At 64.1% G+C, this 15,226-nt stretch carries 12 protein-coding genes; 9 read left to right on the top strand and 3 right to left on the bottom strand.

The genetic code is table 11. The annotated features are described in order from the left end of the window. Positions 1-93 precede the first annotated feature (93 nt). The 6 genes from LB541_RS04570 to LB541_RS04545 all read left to right on the top strand — a co-directional run bounded on the left by LB541_RS04570 (position 94) and on the right by LB541_RS04545 (position 6,728). A complete protein-coding gene (locus LB541_RS04570) occupies positions 94-471 on the top strand; it encodes a hypothetical protein (RefSeq protein WP_140496275.1) in 378 nt (125 codons plus the stop codon). Between the two features lie 204 nt (positions 472-675). Beyond that, the gene (locus tag LB541_RS04565; RefSeq protein ID WP_140560306.1) at positions 676-2,700 is read left to right on the top strand and encodes a bifunctional metallophosphatase/5'-nucleotidase; all 2,025 of its coding nucleotides are present in this window, start codon (positions 676-678) and stop codon (positions 2,698-2,700) included. Positions 2,701-2,834: 134 nt separating this feature from the next. Next, a complete protein-coding gene (hemH, locus tag LB541_RS04560) occupies positions 2,835-3,899 on the top strand; it encodes a ferrochelatase (protein ID WP_224617975.1) in 1,065 nt (354 codons plus the stop codon). 55 nt (positions 3,900-3,954) lie between these two features. Beyond that, positions 3,955-5,199 carry an NAD(P)/FAD-dependent oxidoreductase gene (locus LB541_RS04555; RefSeq protein WP_224617964.1) on the top strand — a complete coding sequence of 415 codons (1,245 nt, stop codon included), beginning with the start codon at positions 3,955-3,957 and terminating at the stop codon, positions 5,197-5,199. A gap of 89 nt (positions 5,200-5,288) precedes the next feature. Next, positions 5,289-6,239, top strand: a complete 951-nt coding sequence (locus LB541_RS04550; protein ID WP_140624323.1) for an SPFH domain-containing protein — start codon at positions 5,289-5,291, stop codon at positions 6,237-6,239. 24 nt (positions 6,240-6,263) lie between these two features. After that, the gene (locus LB541_RS04545) at positions 6,264-6,728 is read left to right on the top strand and encodes an NfeD family protein (protein WP_140496280.1); all 465 of its coding nucleotides are present in this window, start codon (positions 6,264-6,266) and stop codon (positions 6,726-6,728) included. A gap of 114 nt (positions 6,729-6,842) precedes the next feature. Here the strand turns inward: LB541_RS04545 and LB541_RS04540 are convergent, their stop codons facing one another. Further along, positions 6,843-7,844: an SIS domain-containing protein gene (locus tag LB541_RS04540; RefSeq protein ID WP_140496281.1), complete on the bottom strand. Its 1,002-nt coding sequence runs from the start codon at positions 7,842-7,844 to the stop codon at positions 6,843-6,845. Positions 7,845-8,071: 227 nt separating this feature from the next. Between LB541_RS04540 and LB541_RS04535 the strand changes: the two genes are divergently transcribed. Then, positions 8,072-9,859: an outer membrane beta-barrel protein gene (locus LB541_RS04535; protein WP_224617962.1), complete on the top strand. Its 1,788-nt coding sequence runs from the start codon at positions 8,072-8,074 to the stop codon at positions 9,857-9,859. 56 nt (positions 9,860-9,915) lie between these two features. On the opposite strand, the gene galU is transcribed toward LB541_RS04535, so the two are convergent. Beyond that, entirely contained in the window at positions 9,916-10,830 is a 915-nt protein-coding gene (gene galU / locus LB541_RS04530; RefSeq protein WP_181165245.1) for a UTP--glucose-1-phosphate uridylyltransferase GalU, read from the bottom strand. 201 nt (positions 10,831-11,031) lie between these two features. On the opposite strand from galU, the gene LB541_RS04525 reads away from it, so the two are divergent. Continuing rightward, the gene (locus tag LB541_RS04525; protein ID WP_224617960.1) at positions 11,032-12,255 is read left to right on the top strand and encodes a lytic murein transglycosylase; all 1,224 of its coding nucleotides are present in this window, start codon (positions 11,032-11,034) and stop codon (positions 12,253-12,255) included. Between the two features lie 27 nt (positions 12,256-12,282). Further along, positions 12,283-13,512 carry a DUF459 domain-containing protein gene (locus LB541_RS04520; protein ID WP_224617957.1) on the top strand — a complete coding sequence of 410 codons (1,230 nt, stop codon included), beginning with the start codon at positions 12,283-12,285 and terminating at the stop codon, positions 13,510-13,512. Positions 13,513-13,666: 154 nt separating this feature from the next. Here the strand turns inward: LB541_RS04520 and LB541_RS04515 are convergent, their stop codons facing one another. Beyond that, complete coding sequence (locus LB541_RS04515) at positions 13,667-15,121, bottom strand: glutamate synthase subunit beta (protein ID WP_224617954.1); 1,455 nt, start codon at positions 15,119-15,121, stop codon at positions 13,667-13,669. Between the last annotated feature and the right edge of the window lie 105 nt (positions 15,122-15,226).

The raw sequence follows: 15,226 nt of genomic DNA, 5'->3' as shown, positions 1-15,226 counted from the left end.
ATGAACTGCGCTCTTGAAACTTGGATGCATGCACCGTGCTTTCCGAAAGTCGTTTTCCGATTTCGGGCCGACGGGCGAGGAGAGGATTTTTACATGACCATTGCGCGCAAGATTCTTTCGATGAGTGTTGCGGCGGCCACGATGGTGGGGCTGGCCGCTTGTGCAACCAGCGGTCCCGACGAGCCGTCGATAGGGGCCGCGCCGAAGGGCGTCGAAGGCTCCTGGATCGACGCCAAGGGCACCGGTCTTTCGACCTTTGCCGGCGGAACCTTCACCACGGTAGCGACCGATACCGGCCAGAAGCTGTCCGACGGTACCTATACGATGACCGGCGCCACATCGGTCGAGATCCACGGTACCTCGCTGATCCGGCAGACTCCGGTGAGCTTCAACTGCTTGCTGGTGTCCACCAGCCAGCTCAACTGCACCAGCGGCTCCGGCCAGAATTTCGTGCTGACCCGGCGCGCCTGAACCGACCGGCATTCAGACCTCCAAAGGACGGCGGCCAATGGCCGCCGTCCTTTTTTGTGCCCCGCAGGGATCAACGGGGTTTTGCCCCGATTTCCCCTTGCATGCTCCGGAACGCGATGGGAACATGGCTGAAAAAGCCGGCTGTTATAGACCGGTCAAGCAAGAGCGCTAAACGGCTCTGATCAGCCTATCCGGGAGACGAAGATGAAGAAGCTTGCCGCCATTGCCGCCCTTTCCGCGTCGACGCTGGGCCTGTCGGCCGGCGCATCTTTTGCCGACTACACGCTGAATATCCTGCACATCAACGACTGGCACAGCCGCATCGAAAGCAACAACAAGTACGAATCCACCTGCTCGGCGGACGAGGAGACAAAGGGCGAATGCGTCGGCGGCGCCGGCCGGCTGGTCACGGCGATCGCGCAGGAGCGCAAGAAGCTGGAAGGCCAGAACGTGCTGTTGCTCAGCGCCGGCGACAATTTCCAGGGTTCGCTGTTCTACACGACTTACAAGGGCAAGGCCGAAGGCGAGTTCCTCAACGACATGAAGTTCGATGCCATGGCGCTCGGCAACCATGAATTCGACGACGGCGAAACGGCATTGGCGCCGTTCCTCGACATGATCAAGTTCCCCGTGCTCGGCGCCAATGTGAAAGCCAACGCGCAGTCCAAGCTCGGTGACCGCGTCAAGCCGTCCATCGTCGTCGAGGTCGGCGGCCAGAAGATCGGCATCATCGGCGCCGTCACCAACGATACGCCCGAACTCGCCACTCCCGGCCCCAACATCGCCATCGAGGACGACGTCAAGTCGATCACGGCCGAGGTCGAGAAGCTGAAGGGAGAGGGCGTCAACAAGATCATTGCCGTGACCCATATCGGCTACAACAGGGAGCGCGATGTCATAGCGAAGATCCCGGGCGTCGACGTGGTCGTCGGCGGCCACAGCCATACGCTTTTGTCCAACACCGATCCGAAGGCGGCAGGCCCCTATCCGACCATGGTCGACAATCCGGACGGCTACAAGGTGCCGGTCGTGCAGGCGGCGTCCTATTCGAAATATCTCGGCGAGTTCAAGGTCGTGTTCGACGACAATGGCGTCGTCAAGTCGGCGAGCGGCGACCCGATCCTCCTCGACAAGTCGATCACGCCCGATCCCGCCGTGCTCGCCCGCATAAAGGAGCTCGGCGCGCCGATCGAAGCGCTGAAGAACAAGGAAGTGGCCGAGACGACCGACGTCATCGACGGCAGCCGCGAGAGCTGCCGCGCCCGCGAATGCGCGATGGGCAATCTCGTCTCCGACGCCATCCTCGACCGCGTCAAGGGACAGGGCGTCGAGATCGTCATCTCCAATGGCGGCGGCCTGCGCGCCTCGATCGACAAGGGCACCGTCACCATGGGCGAGGTGCTGACCGTGCTGCCCTTCCAGAACACGCTGGCGACCTTTCAGATCTCGGGCAAGGACCTTGTTGCCGGGCTCGAAAGCGGCCTCAGCCAGGTCGAGGACGGCGCCGGCCGCTTCCCGCAGGTGGCCGGCCTGAAATACGCCTTCGACAAATCCGCCCCGGCCAATGCCGGCCGCGTCAAGTCTGTCGAGGTGATGGAGAACGGCGCCTGGACGCCGCTCAATCCCGACAAGGACTATCTGGTCGCCACCAACAACTATGTCCGCCAGGGCGGCGACGGCTACAAGGTTTTCGCCGAAAAGGCCAAGAACGCCTATGATTACGGCCCCGGCCTCGAACAGGTGGTCGCCGACTATCTCGGCGCGCACCGGCCCTACACGCCCAAGCTCGACGGCCGCATCACCGAGATCGCCGCGACGACAGCGGCCGCGCCTGCGGCGGAGCCCGCCAAGCCAGCCGAAGCAATGCCCGATCTGCCTGCCAACTCCGGCGATATCGCCAACACGCCGCCGGCCGTGTCGACCGAGGCCGCGCCTGCGCCCGCACCGGCAACGCCTGCCGCTCCGGCAACGCCAGCACCTGCGGAACCGGCAAAGCCTGCCGAAGCCGCCCCTGCCCCGGCAACACCCGCGCCGGCTGAGCCGGCAAAGCCCGCCGAGGCCGCACCGGCCGAAACCAGCCATGTCATCGTCGCCGGCGATACCTATTGGGACCTGGCAAAGAAGGCCTATGGCGACGGCACCAGGTGGAAAGTCATTTCCGAAGCCAACAAGGGCTACGAGCCGCGCCGGCTTCCGGTCGGCGCCACCTTGACCATACCGCCGAGGTAACCGCCTTCGCCTTTGCGCGCAGGGACACCCGCCCGAAACAGGGCGGGCATCCTGTTTCGGGTAAGGTGCGGCCAGACGCTGCATTGAAAAGCAGCGCCGCATCGCTACTTTCGCGCCGTGTTCGGAGACCCGCAATGCCGCCTTCCACTCCTGTCGACGCCAAGCCCGCGAGAACCGTGGGGCCGAGACCGGCCGGACATTCGCCGGCCAAGGCGGGCAAGGTCGGCGTCATGCTGGTCAATCTCGGCACGCCGGACGGCACCGATTTCAGGCCGATGTGGCGCTATCTCCGCGAATTCCTGTCCGACCCACGCGTCATCGAACTCAACAAGGCGATCTGGTATCCGATCCTCTACGGCCTCGTGCTGACCACGCGACCGAAGAAGTCGGGCGCCAACTATGCCAGGATCTGGAATCGCGAGAACAACGAGTCGCCGCTGCGCACCTATACCCGCGCCCAGGCCGAGAAGCTGACCGTGGCATTGCGCGACCTGCCCGACGTGGTCGTCGGCTGGGCGATGCGCTACGGCAATCCCTCGACCGCGAGCGTCGCCGAAAGCCTGGTCGCGCAGGGCTGCGACCGCATCCTGACCTTTCCGCTCTATCCGCAATATTCGGCCACCACCACGGCGACTGCCAATGACCAGTTGTTCCGGGCGCTGATGAAGATGCGTGCGGCGCCTGCCGTCCGCAGCGTGCCGCCCTACTATGCCGAACCGGTCTATATCGAGGCGCTCGCCCATTCGATCGAACGGCATCTGGCCAGCCTCGATTTCGAACCGGAGGTGGTCATCACCTCCTATCACGGCATCCCGAAACCCTATTCCGACAGAGGCGATCCTTACCGCGAGCATTGCCTCGAGACGACACGGCTGCTGCGCGAGAGGCTCGGGTGGGACGAGAAGAAGCTGATCACCACCTTCCAGTCGCGTTTCGGCGCACAGGAATGGCTGCAGCCCTACACCGACAAGACGGTGGAGAAACTGGCCAAGGACGGCGTGAAATCGATTGCCATCGTCAACCCCGGCTTTTCCGTCGACTGCATCGAAACGTTGGACGAGATCGGCCGCGAGGCGGCGGAAACCTTCCATCATGCCGGCGGCGGAAGATTCGCGCACATCCCCTGCCTCAACGACAGTCCCGAAGGCATGGCGGTGATCGAGGCGATGGTGCGGCGCGAACTGTCCGGCTGGATCTGAAACCGGGAACAATGGACGTTCCGGGGCGTTGAGGCGCGCCCTCCGGAGACCATCGATGCCCCGCAAGCTCGACCTCAGAAGCGGCCGGCCAGTCTGGTCCGCCTATCGGGCACCCGCTGTCCCGACAAGCGCTCTGACCCGTGACGCCAAGGCCGATGTGCTGGTGATAGGCATGGGCATCAGCGGCGCCATGATCGCAGAAGCGCTGACGGCGGACGGCCATTCGGTGGTCTGCATCGACCGGCGCGGCCCGCTGAGAGGGTCGACGTCGGCGACCACCGCCCTGGTGCAGTTCGAGATCGACCAGCCGCTGACGGCACTCGGCAGGATGATCGGCAAGGCCTCGGCGGAACAGGCCTGGCGGCGCTCGCGTCTGGCCGTTTCCAACCTTGCCGGCCGCATAGCCGAGCTCTCCATCAACTGCCGCCTGAGCCGCGCCCCCTCCCTCTATCTGGCCGGTACCGTGCTCGGCCCATCGCAGTTGCGTGACGAGACCGAGGCGCGGCGACAGGCGGGCATCGCCGCGACCTATCTCGCCCCTGCGCCGCTGGCTGCGCGATTCGGCATCGAGCGCGACGGCGCCATCCTCAGCCATGGCAACATCGCGCTCGATCCGCGCAAACTGACCGCCGGATTGCTGCTGAAAGCGCTGGAGCGCAAGGCGCGCCTCTACGCCCCGGTCGAGGCGACCACGATCGAAGACAGCGCCAAGGAGGTCGTCGTCGCCACCAGGGGCGGCCCCACAATCACCGCGCAGCACGTCCTGCTCGCGACCGGCTACGAGTTGACCGACATCGTGCCGGCAGCCGCCCACCGCGTCATCTCGACATGGGCCATCGCCACACGCTCGCAGCCGCGAAAGATCTGGCCGGACGCGGCCCTCATCTGGGAAGCGTCGGACCCCTATCTTTATGCAAGGGCGACAGCCGACGGCAGGGTGATCTGCGGCGGCGAAGACGAGGATTTTATCGACAAGGAACGGCGTGACGCGTTGATCGCCGGCAAGAGCCTGAGACTGGCCAGGAAGCTCGGCCGCCTGTTCCCGGATCTGGACACCAGGCCCGATTTCGCCTGGACCGGCTCCTTCGGCACCACAACCACCGGCCTGCCCTATATCGGCGCCATCCCTAGGCATCCGCGCATCCAGGCCGTGATGGGCTATGGCGGCAACGGCATCGCCTTCTCGCAAATCGCTTCCGAAATCGTTTCTGCCGCCATGGCCGGATCGGAAGATACGGACGCAAGCCTGTTCGCCTTCAGCCACCGGCAGCAGCAACACAAACAATCCCTTATCACCTGATTGTAACGTTGTTGAAACACACTTAAGTGTTTGCTGAAGCCGGCTGCGGGAGAATGGCTCCCATGGCTTGCCTCTTGAGGGAGAGCCAAATGGATTTCAGTGGTTTCGATATCGCGATTATTGTTCTGGTCGCTCTTGTCGTGCTGGTGCTGTTCAAAGGCATAAAGACAATCCCGCAAGGCTACAATTATACGGTCGAACGCTTTGGCCGTTACACGAAAACGCTGTCGCCAGGCCTCAACCTCATCGTGCCGTTCATCGATCGCATCGGCGCCAAGTTGAACATGATGGAGCAGGTGCTCGACGTCCCGAGCCAGGAGATCATCACCCGCGACAACGCCATCGTCGGTGTCGACGGCATCGCCTTTTTCCAGATCCTCAACGCGGCGCAGGCGGCCTACCAGGTTTCCGGCCTGCAGAACGCCATCCTCAACCTGACCATGACCAACATCCGCACCGTGATGGGCTCGATGGATCTCGACGAGCTGCTGTCGAACCGCGACGCGATCAACGAGCGCCTGCTGCGCGTGGTCGACGAAGCGGCTCATCCCTGGGGCATCAAGATCACCCGCGTCGAGATCAAGGATATCAATCCGCCCGCCAACCTGATCGAATCGATGGGCCGGCAGATGACGGCCGAACGCAACAAACGCGCGCAGATCCTTGCCGCCGAGGGCCTCAAGCAGTCGCAGATCCTCGAGGCCGAAGGCCGCAAGGAAGCCGCCTTCCGCGATGCCGAGGCACGCGAACGCTCCGCCGAAGCGGAAGCCCGCGCCACGCAAGTGGTGTCGGAAGCGATCTCGAAGGGAGATGTGCAGGCGCTCAACTACTTCGTCGCCCAGAAATACACCGAAGCGCTGGGCAAGATCGGTTCGGCCACCAACAGCAAGATCGTGCTGATGCCTTTCGAAGCGTCGTCGCTGATCGGCTCGCTGGGCGGCATCGGCGAGATCGCCAGGGAAGTGTTCAAGGGCGACGGGCCGGCCGGCACGCAACGGCAGGTCTCACGACCTCCGGTCGTCAGGCCGAGCGACAACTAATGTCTTTGTGAGTGGATCAAAACCATGATCGACCGCATCGTTTCCGAACTCGGCCCGTGGAACTGGATGGTTCTGGGCTTCGTGCTTTTGGCGATGGAAATCATCGCACCGGGCATCTTCATGTTGTGGACCGGCATCGCCGCGCTGATCGTCGGCGCGGTATCGCTGCTGGTCTGGGATGCGGCCAGCTGGACCTGGCAGGTCCAAGTGCTCGTCTTCCTCGCGCTGTCGCTGGTCTCGGCATTGGTCGGCAAGAAACTCATCGGCGGACGCGACGAGCCGACCGACCAGCCGCTGCTCAACCGCCGTGGGGCGCAGATGATCGGCAGGATGGCGACGCTGGCCGAGCCGATCCGCGACGGCCGCGGCCGCATCAAGCTCGGCGACACGCTGTGGCGCGTCTCTGGCCCTGACCTGCCGGCCGGCACCCAGGTGCGCGTCACCGGAGCCGCCGACACCGATCTCGAACTGACCGTCGAGCGAGTGTGAAACCGGCTCCGCGCTAGCGCAATTCCAGGAAAAGTGTGTACGGTTTTCCGTCCGGAATTGTGCAGAAACAAAGAGATAGAGCAGTTCGCCGTTTCCGTGAAACGGTGAACTGCCCTACGCAGCGCCGATGCGCAAAAGATCGTGCAGGTGGACGAGCCCGACGGGCTTGTTGCCCTCCACCACCATCAGGCTGGTGATGGCTGAATTGTTGATCGTCTGCAGTGCGGTCGCCACCAGCGTGTCCGGCGCCGCGGTCTTGGGAGATCTCGTCATCACCTGATCGACGGTCATCGCCGTCAGGTTGCTGCCTATGTGACGCCTGATGTCGCCATCGGTGACGATGCCGATCAGCGCGCCGTCGGCGGCGGTGACCGCCACGCAGCCGAAGCCCTTGCGCGACAACTCCAGGATCGCGTCCTGCATGCCGGTGCCCGAAACGACCAGCGGCAATCTCTCGCCGACATGCATGATCTCGCGGATCTGCATCAGGTTGGCGCCGAGCTGGCCGCCGGGATGGAAGGTGCGGAAATGATCGGGCGTGAAACCCCGCGCCTCGAGCAGGGCGATCGCCAGTGCGTCGCCCATCACCAGTTGCAGCAGTGCCGATGTCGTCGGCGCCAGGCCATGCGGGCAGGCTTCCGGCGCACGCGGCAGCAAAAGCACGACATCGGCGGCGCGCGCCAGCGCCGATGTCTCACCGGACGTGATTGCAATGAGCGGGATGGAGAAGCGCCTGGAATAGGCGACGATGCCCATCATCTCCTTGCTTTCGCCCGACCATGACATGGCGATGATGGCATCGTCCCTGGCGATCATGCCGAGATCGCCGTGATTGGCTTCAGCGGGGTGGACGAAAAAGGCCGGCGTTCCGGTCGAGGCCAGGGTCGCGGCGATCTTCGAGCCGATATGGCCGCTTTTGCCGACGCCGGTGACGATGACCCGGCCTTCGATCCTCGAGATCATGTCGACCGCTTCGGCAAAGGGCTTCGCCAGCCCGTTTTCGAGCGCCTCGGCCAGCGCTGCCACTCCCGCCTGTTCGGTCGCCACCGTTCTTAGCGCCGAAGCGATCGAGGCCTGTCTGTCCAACGGCTTCTTGTCGAGGGATCGCGCATCCATGGCCGATGCGATTAGCGCTTTGTGCCGCGCCTGTCCAACGGAAATGCCTCCCCCGACCGTCTAGGAGAGCGGTTCGAATGAACGAAGCGCAAGGTCACGAATGTCGAGGCCTGGAACAATGAGCGCTTGGAAAAGCAATCGCCCCCCGCCTCAACCCTCCGTTAACCATCCCCATTTACGGTTCGGTAAGTATGGCGCGCGCTCGCGCCGCGCAAGCAGTGGTGGCGATGTCCGGGGCCCAGTCAGAAAAGACGAGAAGGCGAAAGAGCAAGGCTGCCTGCGCCTTGCTGCTGGCGACCAGCATCTTCGGCCTGCCGCGACCGACGCTGTCCTTCGCCCAGGAAACGGAGCTGCGCGGCGAGGTCTCGGAATCGGCGATCCTGTCCGACCAGCAGCGCAAAGCGAGACTGGCCGCCATAGCCGGTCAGGGTCAACAGCAGCCAGCGAATGCCGCCGGTCAGGACGACACGCCGTCGCGCACCTATCTGCCCGCCAGCGCCGGCGCTGCTCCTGACGATAGCGGTGCCGCCTCGCCCACTGGCAGCATCTTCGACCCGCCGGCGGCCGGTGACGACGTGACCGCCGACAATCCGCCTCCGCCCAAACCACGCCGGCCATCGGCCACCGGGCAGGCCAATGCGGACAAGGCCGCCGACAGGGCGAAGACAAAGAAAAAGAACACCACCGCGACGACCGACGCGACCACGACCGCCAGCACGGCCGACGATGCCGACGCCACCGTCACCGGCACCGGCACCGGCACCGACCAGGAGACCGCCAACCGCCGCGCCGTCACGATCGACAGCGTCGACCGGCAGCAGCTCGATCCGGGCGCCGAACGCACCGCTTCCATCGAAGGGCAGAAGAAGAAAATCGAGGACGATCCGTTCGCCGCTCCAGGCATCAAATGGGGCTCCTTCGTCATAAGGCCGACGCTGGAGCAGGGCCTGACCGCCACCTCGAACGGCGATTCCAGCAGTGCCGGCAAAGCGGCGCTGCTGTCCGAGACGGCACTGCGCTTTTCCGCCGCCTCCGACTGGCGCGAGAACTCCGCGACCATTGATGGTTATGGCCTCTTCCGCGAGACCGTCTCGGGCTACCCGGTTCACAATGAGCAAGGCCGCATCGAAGGCCAGCTCAATGTCGACCTCGACAACGAGCAACGCGCCGTCGCCAAGCTCGGTTACGAGGCCGTGCCGGAATCGGCCTCGTCGCCCGACGCCATTGCAGGCGTCAGCAAGCAACCGCTGCGCCAGACCATCGACGGCAGCCTCGGCATCGAAAAGGACGTCGGCAAGGCGCAATACACTTTGACCGGCGCGGTCTCGGACGACTTCTATGGCGATGCCAAGCTTTCTGACGACACCTCGCTGTCGCAGAAGGATCGTAACTCCACGCTTTATACGGCGACCTTGCGCACCGGCTACGAAATCTCCCCTGCCCTTACGCCTTTCACCGAAATCGAGCTCGGGCGCAGGGCCTATGATCAACGCTTCGACAATGAAGGTTTCGAGCGTTCATCAACGCGGCTTGGTGCCCGCGCCGGCCTCGAGCTCGACATGGGCGAGAAGCTCGCCGGCGAGTTCTCGGCCGGCTGGCTGCGGGAAGCGATCGACGACGACCGCCTGGGGGCGATCGCGGGTGCCACCGTGGACGCCGACCTGAAATGGTCGCCCGAACGCGGCACCACGATCGGCCTGACCGGGCGGACCACGGTCGAGCCCACGACCACCGCAGGTGAAAGCGGCGACATCCTCTATTCCGGCCGCCTCACGGCCGAACGCCAGATCCGCGCCAACCTGACCGGCAATGCCGCGCTGGGCCTGGACTGGCGCGATTATATCGGCATAGACGGCCATGACAGGGTGCTGAGCGCCGAAGCCGGGCTGACATGGTGGCTGAACCGCTATGCCGGCCTCACCACCCGCGCCAGGACCGAGAAGCTCACCAGCAACCTGCCTGGCCGCGACTACACCGCCAACAGCATCTATCTCGGCTTGAAGGTGCAGCGGTAAGCGCGGGCCGCTAAGCTGCGTGCCGCATCCGAGACATCGGCCAGACAGCGCCTCCCTTAAAGCGCCGCCACAACGTCCTCCGAAGGCGCCATCTCGTCGAGAAGCCTGCGGATAACGCCGGCCATGCTCTGGTTCATGTCGTTGCGCCAGAGCGCGAAGGCCACATTGGCCTCGACGAACCCTTCCGGCGATCCGCAATCGAAGGTGCGGCCCTGAAAGTGGTAGCCGTAGAAGGGCTGCTGCTTCTCCAGCTTCAGCATTGCGTCCGTGAGCTGGATCTCGTTTCCGGCGCCCTTCTCCTGGCCTTCGAGGATTTTGAAAATCTCGGGCTGCAATATGTAGCGGCCATTGATGTAGAGATTGGAGGGCGCGGTGCCGGTCTTCGGCTTTTCCACCATCTCGGTGATGCGGAAGCCATGATGGGTGGCTTCGCCCCGGCCGACGATGCCGTATTTATGGGTCTCGGCGGGATCGCATTCCTGAACCGCGATGATGTTGTTGCCGGTCTCGGCATAGAGGTCGACCATGTCCCTCATGCAGCTCTTTTCCGACTGCATGATCATGTCGGGCAACAACAGCGCGAACGGCTCGTCGCCGACCAGTTCGCGCGCGCACCAGACGGCATGGCCAAGTCCGAGCGGCACCTGCTGGCGAGTGAAGCTGGTCTGTCCCGGCCCGGGCTGCAGCCGCTGCAGCCTGGCGAGCTGGTCGTCCTTGCCGCGCTGGGCGAGCGTGTCATAGAGCTCGAACTGGATATCGAAGTGATCCTCGATGACCGCCTTGTTGCGCCCGGTGACGAAGATGAAATGCTCGATGCCTGCCTCGCGCGCCTCGTCCACCACGTATTGGATGACGGGCCGGTCGACGACGGTAAGCATTTCCTTGGGGACGGCCTTGGTGGCCGGGAGAAACCGCGTGCCGAGACCTGCGACCGGGAAAACTGCCTTGCGAACTCTCTTCATGCCTTCAATTATCCGTTTGCAGGCCGGCTCCGCAATCCCGCGCCGCGACATTTTCACGCCGGAATTCAGGATTATCGGGCGAATGAAGGGAAACTTGCACCGGTAGAAGCATCGAGGCGCCTTTTCGTTCCAGGGGCGGCCTATGGTAAACCAATTCCTAACCTGGTTCGGCGATGAATGGTCTTTCCCAAGACGGAGAAGGAGGAAAAGATGTCCGTTCGCAATGCCGCAAAGCGTTTAACCAGCGTCATGACGGCCGCCAGCCTCTCGCTCGCCATGCTGATGCCTGCCGGGCCGGCCTTCGCCGATGCCGGCTTCCGGCAATGGGTCGCCGGCTTCCGCGCCACCGCGGTGCAGGGGGGCGTTTCCGGCGCCGTCTATGACCGCGCCTTCAGGGGCATCGACGAACCCGATCCGGTGGTGCTGGAAAAAGCCCGAACCCAGCCGGAATTCACCGCGCCCGCCTGGGATTATTTCGACAACCGCGTCCACGACCAGTCGGTCGCGGTCGGCCAGCAGATGGCCAGGAAATGGAAGCCGTGGCTGGACAGGATCGAGGCGAGGTTCGGCGTTGACCGCAACGTCCTGCTGGCCATCTGGTCGATGGAATCCAACTATGGCGAGATCCTCAAGCGCGACGACATCATGCGCAATGTCGTCCGCTCGCTGGCGACCCTGGCCTATGGCGATCAGAAGCGGTCGAAATATGCCCGCACGCAACTGGTCGCCGCACTGAAGATCCTCCAGACCGGCGACATCGACGAGAGCCACCTCATGGGTTCCTGGGCGGGCGCCATGGGCCAGACCCAGTTCATCCCGACCAGCTACCAGCACTATGCCGTGGACATGGACGGCAACGGCAAGCGCGACATCTGGAATTCCATTCCCGATGCGCTGGCGACATCAGCCAATCTGCTCAAGAAGAATGGCTGGCAGGCCGGCAAGACCTGGGGCTACGAGGTGGCCTTGCCGGCCGGCAAGCTGCCAGCAGGCTCCAGGACGCTGGCGCAATGGCAGGCGCTCGGCGTGGTCAGGGCGAGCGGCAAGCCGTTCAGGAACCTCAGCGACAAGGCGACGTTGAAAGTACCGGATGGCCGCGGCGGCCCCGCTTTCCTGATGATCAGGAATTTCTCGGTCATCAAGGCCTACAACAATGCGGACAAATACGCGCTTGCCGTTGGTCTTCTTGCCGACGAGATCGCCGGGTCCACCGGCCTCGTACAGGACTGGAAACGGCCTTTCACCAAGCTGACGTTCGAGGAAAGGCAGGAATTGCAGAAGCGGCTCTCCCAGCACGGCCTTTATGACGGCAAATTCGACGGCAAGATCGGCGACGGGTCGAAGTCGGCCATCATGGCCTATCAGGCAAAGGTCGGCTTGACCCAGGACGGCTATCCGAGCATGGAAGTGCTAAAATGGCTCAGGCAAAAATAGGGCCTGTCATGAACTGAGGAGGAGCGATTGGCTTGGGCTGCGCGCATCGGGACCTTCATTCCCCGCATGCTGGTGCTGTTCCTGGCCGTCGCCGTGCTCGCCGTCGCCATGGCCGGCGCCTTCCATGCCCCCGCCATGGCGCAGGAGCAGCAAAGCCGCGGCTGGTCATTGCGTGACCTTCTGTTCCCGCGCCGCAGCGAGCGGATCGAGCCGCCGCTGGACATCCAGAAACCAAGGCCCAGGCCGAAGGCAAAAAAGCCGCGTGCCCCGCGTCCGCCCGCGGAACCGGAAATCCCGATCGCCGAGAAGGCGCCGGACGCCCGGGTCGTCCTGGTGGTCGGCGATTTCATGGCGGCCGGGCTCGCCGAAGGTCTAGATACCGCCTTTGCCGAGAATACCGGCGTCAGGATCGTCGTTCGCTCCAATGGCTCGTCGGGCTTCGTGCGCGATGATTTCTACAATTGGCCGGAACAGATCAAATCGTTGATAGAGACCGAAAAGCCCGCCGCCGTGGTCGTGATGCTCGGTTCCAACGACCGCCAGCCGATGAAGGTGGGGGATGTGCGCGAGCAGCCCCGTTCCGAGACCTGGACCAAGGAATACGAACGTCGCACCGAAGCGTTCGGCAAGGCCATCGCCACGGCTAAGGTGCCTTTCCTGTGGGTCGGCATGCCGGCGTTCAGGGTTTCGAAGATGACATCCGACATGCTCGCCTTCAACGACATCTACCGTCAGGCGGCCGAAAGCCATGGCGGCGAATTCGTCGATGTCTGGGATGGATTCGTCGACGAGAACGGCGCCTTCGTCACCAGTGGCCCCGACATCAACGGCCAGCCCGTGCGGCTGCGCTCCGATGACGGCATCAACATGTCGAAGGCCGGCAAGCGCAAGCTCGCCTTCTATACCGAAAAGCCGTTGATGAAGGTCCTGGGCCTGGCCGCGCCGGGAAGCGTCGCCCCGACCGCTGCTCCTGCCGGCGCGCCGGTCGAGGCGCCGGCGCCGGCCGCCGCTCCCATCGTCATTGACCGCACCGCGCCGATGCTGCTCAGCGATCCGGCGCTCGACGGCGGCACGGAACTGCTCGGCGCCGGACCGCCCGCGAAGGCCAACCCGGGCCTGCCCGGCGAAAAACTGGTGGTCGAGGGCAAGGCGCCGGTGGCTTCGCCCGGCCGCGCCGACGATTTCGCCTGGCCGCCGAAGACAAATCCGGCAGCCGCGGCCGCCGCGGCTGGCACGACGACGGCCATCACTCCTTAGCAGCGCGGAGGGCCGAAACCGGTTTTCGGAACTCGCTGCTGCGAGCCATAGGATGGCGTTTTCAAGAACCGGAGCGAGCGTACTTTTTGGGTACGGGAGCACCGGAAGCGCAGAAAACGCCTTATGGCCGCAGCAGTAGAGTTTCCAAACGGGCTCAGCGGGGCAGGACGCTCGAACCCATCAATGCCTCGTCGATCGAACGCGCCGCCTGCCGACCCTCGCGGATCGCCCAGACCACCAGCGACTGGCCCCGACGCACGTCACCCGCGGCATAGAGCCTGTCGACGCTGGTCCGGTAGTCGCGGTCATTGGCCTCGACATTGCGGGAGCGTCGGCTGTCGGTGACGATCTTCATCTCACCTTCCAGTTCAGACACCACGCCGGCCATGGCCGGCCCGGCAAAGCCGATGGCGATGAAGGCGAGATCGGCGCGGATGACGAACTCGGTGCCGACGATCGGTCGGCGCTTGTCGTCGACCTCGCAGCATTTGACACCGGTCAGCTGGCCTTCCTCGCCGATGAATTCGAGTGTCGCCACCTGGAATTCGCGCTCGGCGCCCTCGGCCTGCGAGGAGGAGGTGCGCATCTTGGTCGCCCAGTAGGGCCAGACGGCGAGCTTGTCTTCCTTCTCCGGCGGCTGCGGACGGATGTCGAGCTGCGTGACGCGCACGGCGCCTTGGCGGAAGGCGGTGCCGACGCAGTCGGAAGCGGTATCGCCGCCGCCGACGACGACGACATGCTGGCCGCTGGCGATGATCGGGTGCGACGGCCACGCCATCGACTGGATCGGCTCGCCGCCGACACGCCGGTTCTGCTGCACCAGGTAAGGCATCGCGTCATAGACGCCGCCGAGATCGTCACCGGGGATGTTGGCCGCACGCGGGGTCTCGGATCCGCCGCAATAGAGCACCGCGTCATGCTCGGCGAGCAGTTCGGCCACGGGCTTGTCGATGCCGACATTGACGCCGCAATGGAAGGTCACGCCTTCGCCCTGCATCTGCTCGATGCGGCGATCGATATAGTGCTTCTCGATCTTGAAGTCGGGAATGCCATAGCGCATCAGCCCGCCTGGCCGGCTTTCGCGTTCGTAGACATGGACATCATGGCCGGCGCGGCCGAGCTGCTGGGCGGCGGCCATGCCGGCCGGGCCGGAGCCGATGACGGCGACGCGCTTGCCCGTCTTCCTCTCCGGCGGATAGGGCCTGATATGGCCGGTCTCGTAGGCCTTGTCGGCGATCGCCTGCTCGACCGTCTTGATGGCCACCGGAATGTCCTCGAGGTTCAGCGTGCAGGCTTCCTCGCAAGGCGCGGGGCAGATGCGGCCGGTGAATTCGGGGAAATTGTTGGTCGAATGCAGGTTGCGGATCGCATTGTCCCAGTCCCTGTTATAGACGAGGTCGTTCCAGTCCGGGATCTGGTTGTGGATCGGGCAGCCGGTCGGCCCGTGACAGAACGGGATGCCGCAATCCATGCAGCGCGCGGCCTGTTTCTCGACCTCCTTGTCCGACATCGGCAGCGTAAACTCGCGGAAATGCCGGATGCGGTCGGAGGCCGGCTGGTACTTGTGCACCTGCCGGTCGATCTCGAGAAAGCCTGTTACCTTGCCCATAGTCCAGTTCCTGCTGTCCAGATGGTGCGGTTTTCGCCGCACCCGTTAACCTCTTCAGGCAGCCGTGGCAACCTTCCGCGAGAGGTCAAATTATCAGTGACATGG

Origin of the sequence: Mesorhizobium sp. BR1-1-15 (genome assembly GCF_020165475.1) — a bacterium.
In the GTDB taxonomy this organism is placed as follows: Bacteria; Pseudomonadota; Alphaproteobacteria; order Rhizobiales; family Rhizobiaceae; genus Mesorhizobium.
This window is presented reverse-complemented; position numbering and strand designations above follow the sequence as displayed.

Bases quoted from the DNA above. Each gene is read 5' to 3' on its own strand.
- LB541_RS04555 (WP_224617964.1), top strand. From the start codon at position 3,955: ATGCCCCGCAAGCTCGACCTCAGAAGCGGCCGGCCAGTCTGGTCCGCC.
- LB541_RS04565 (WP_140560306.1), top strand. From the start codon at position 676: ATGAAGAAGCTTGCCGCCATTGCCGCCCTTTCCGCGTCGACGCTGGGC.
- LB541_RS04540 (WP_140496281.1), bottom strand. From the start codon at position 7,844: ATGGATGCGCGATCCCTCGACAAGAAGCCGTTGGACAGACAGGCCTCG.
- LB541_RS04535 (WP_224617962.1), top strand. From the start codon at position 8,072: ATGTCCGGGGCCCAGTCAGAAAAGACGAGAAGGCGAAAGAGCAAGGCT.
- LB541_RS04525 (WP_224617960.1), top strand. From the start codon at position 11,032: ATGTCCGTTCGCAATGCCGCAAAGCGTTTAACCAGCGTCATGACGGCC.
- LB541_RS04545 (WP_140496280.1), top strand. From the start codon at position 6,264: ATGATCGACCGCATCGTTTCCGAACTCGGCCCGTGGAACTGGATGGTT.
- LB541_RS04550 (WP_140624323.1), top strand. From the start codon at position 5,289: ATGGATTTCAGTGGTTTCGATATCGCGATTATTGTTCTGGTCGCTCTT.
- hemH (WP_224617975.1), top strand. From the start codon at position 2,835: ATGCCGCCTTCCACTCCTGTCGACGCCAAGCCCGCGAGAACCGTGGGG.
- LB541_RS04515 (WP_224617954.1), bottom strand. From the start codon at position 15,121: ATGGGCAAGGTAACAGGCTTTCTCGAGATCGACCGGCAGGTGCACAAG.
- LB541_RS04570 (WP_140496275.1), top strand. From the start codon at position 94: ATGACCATTGCGCGCAAGATTCTTTCGATGAGTGTTGCGGCGGCCACG.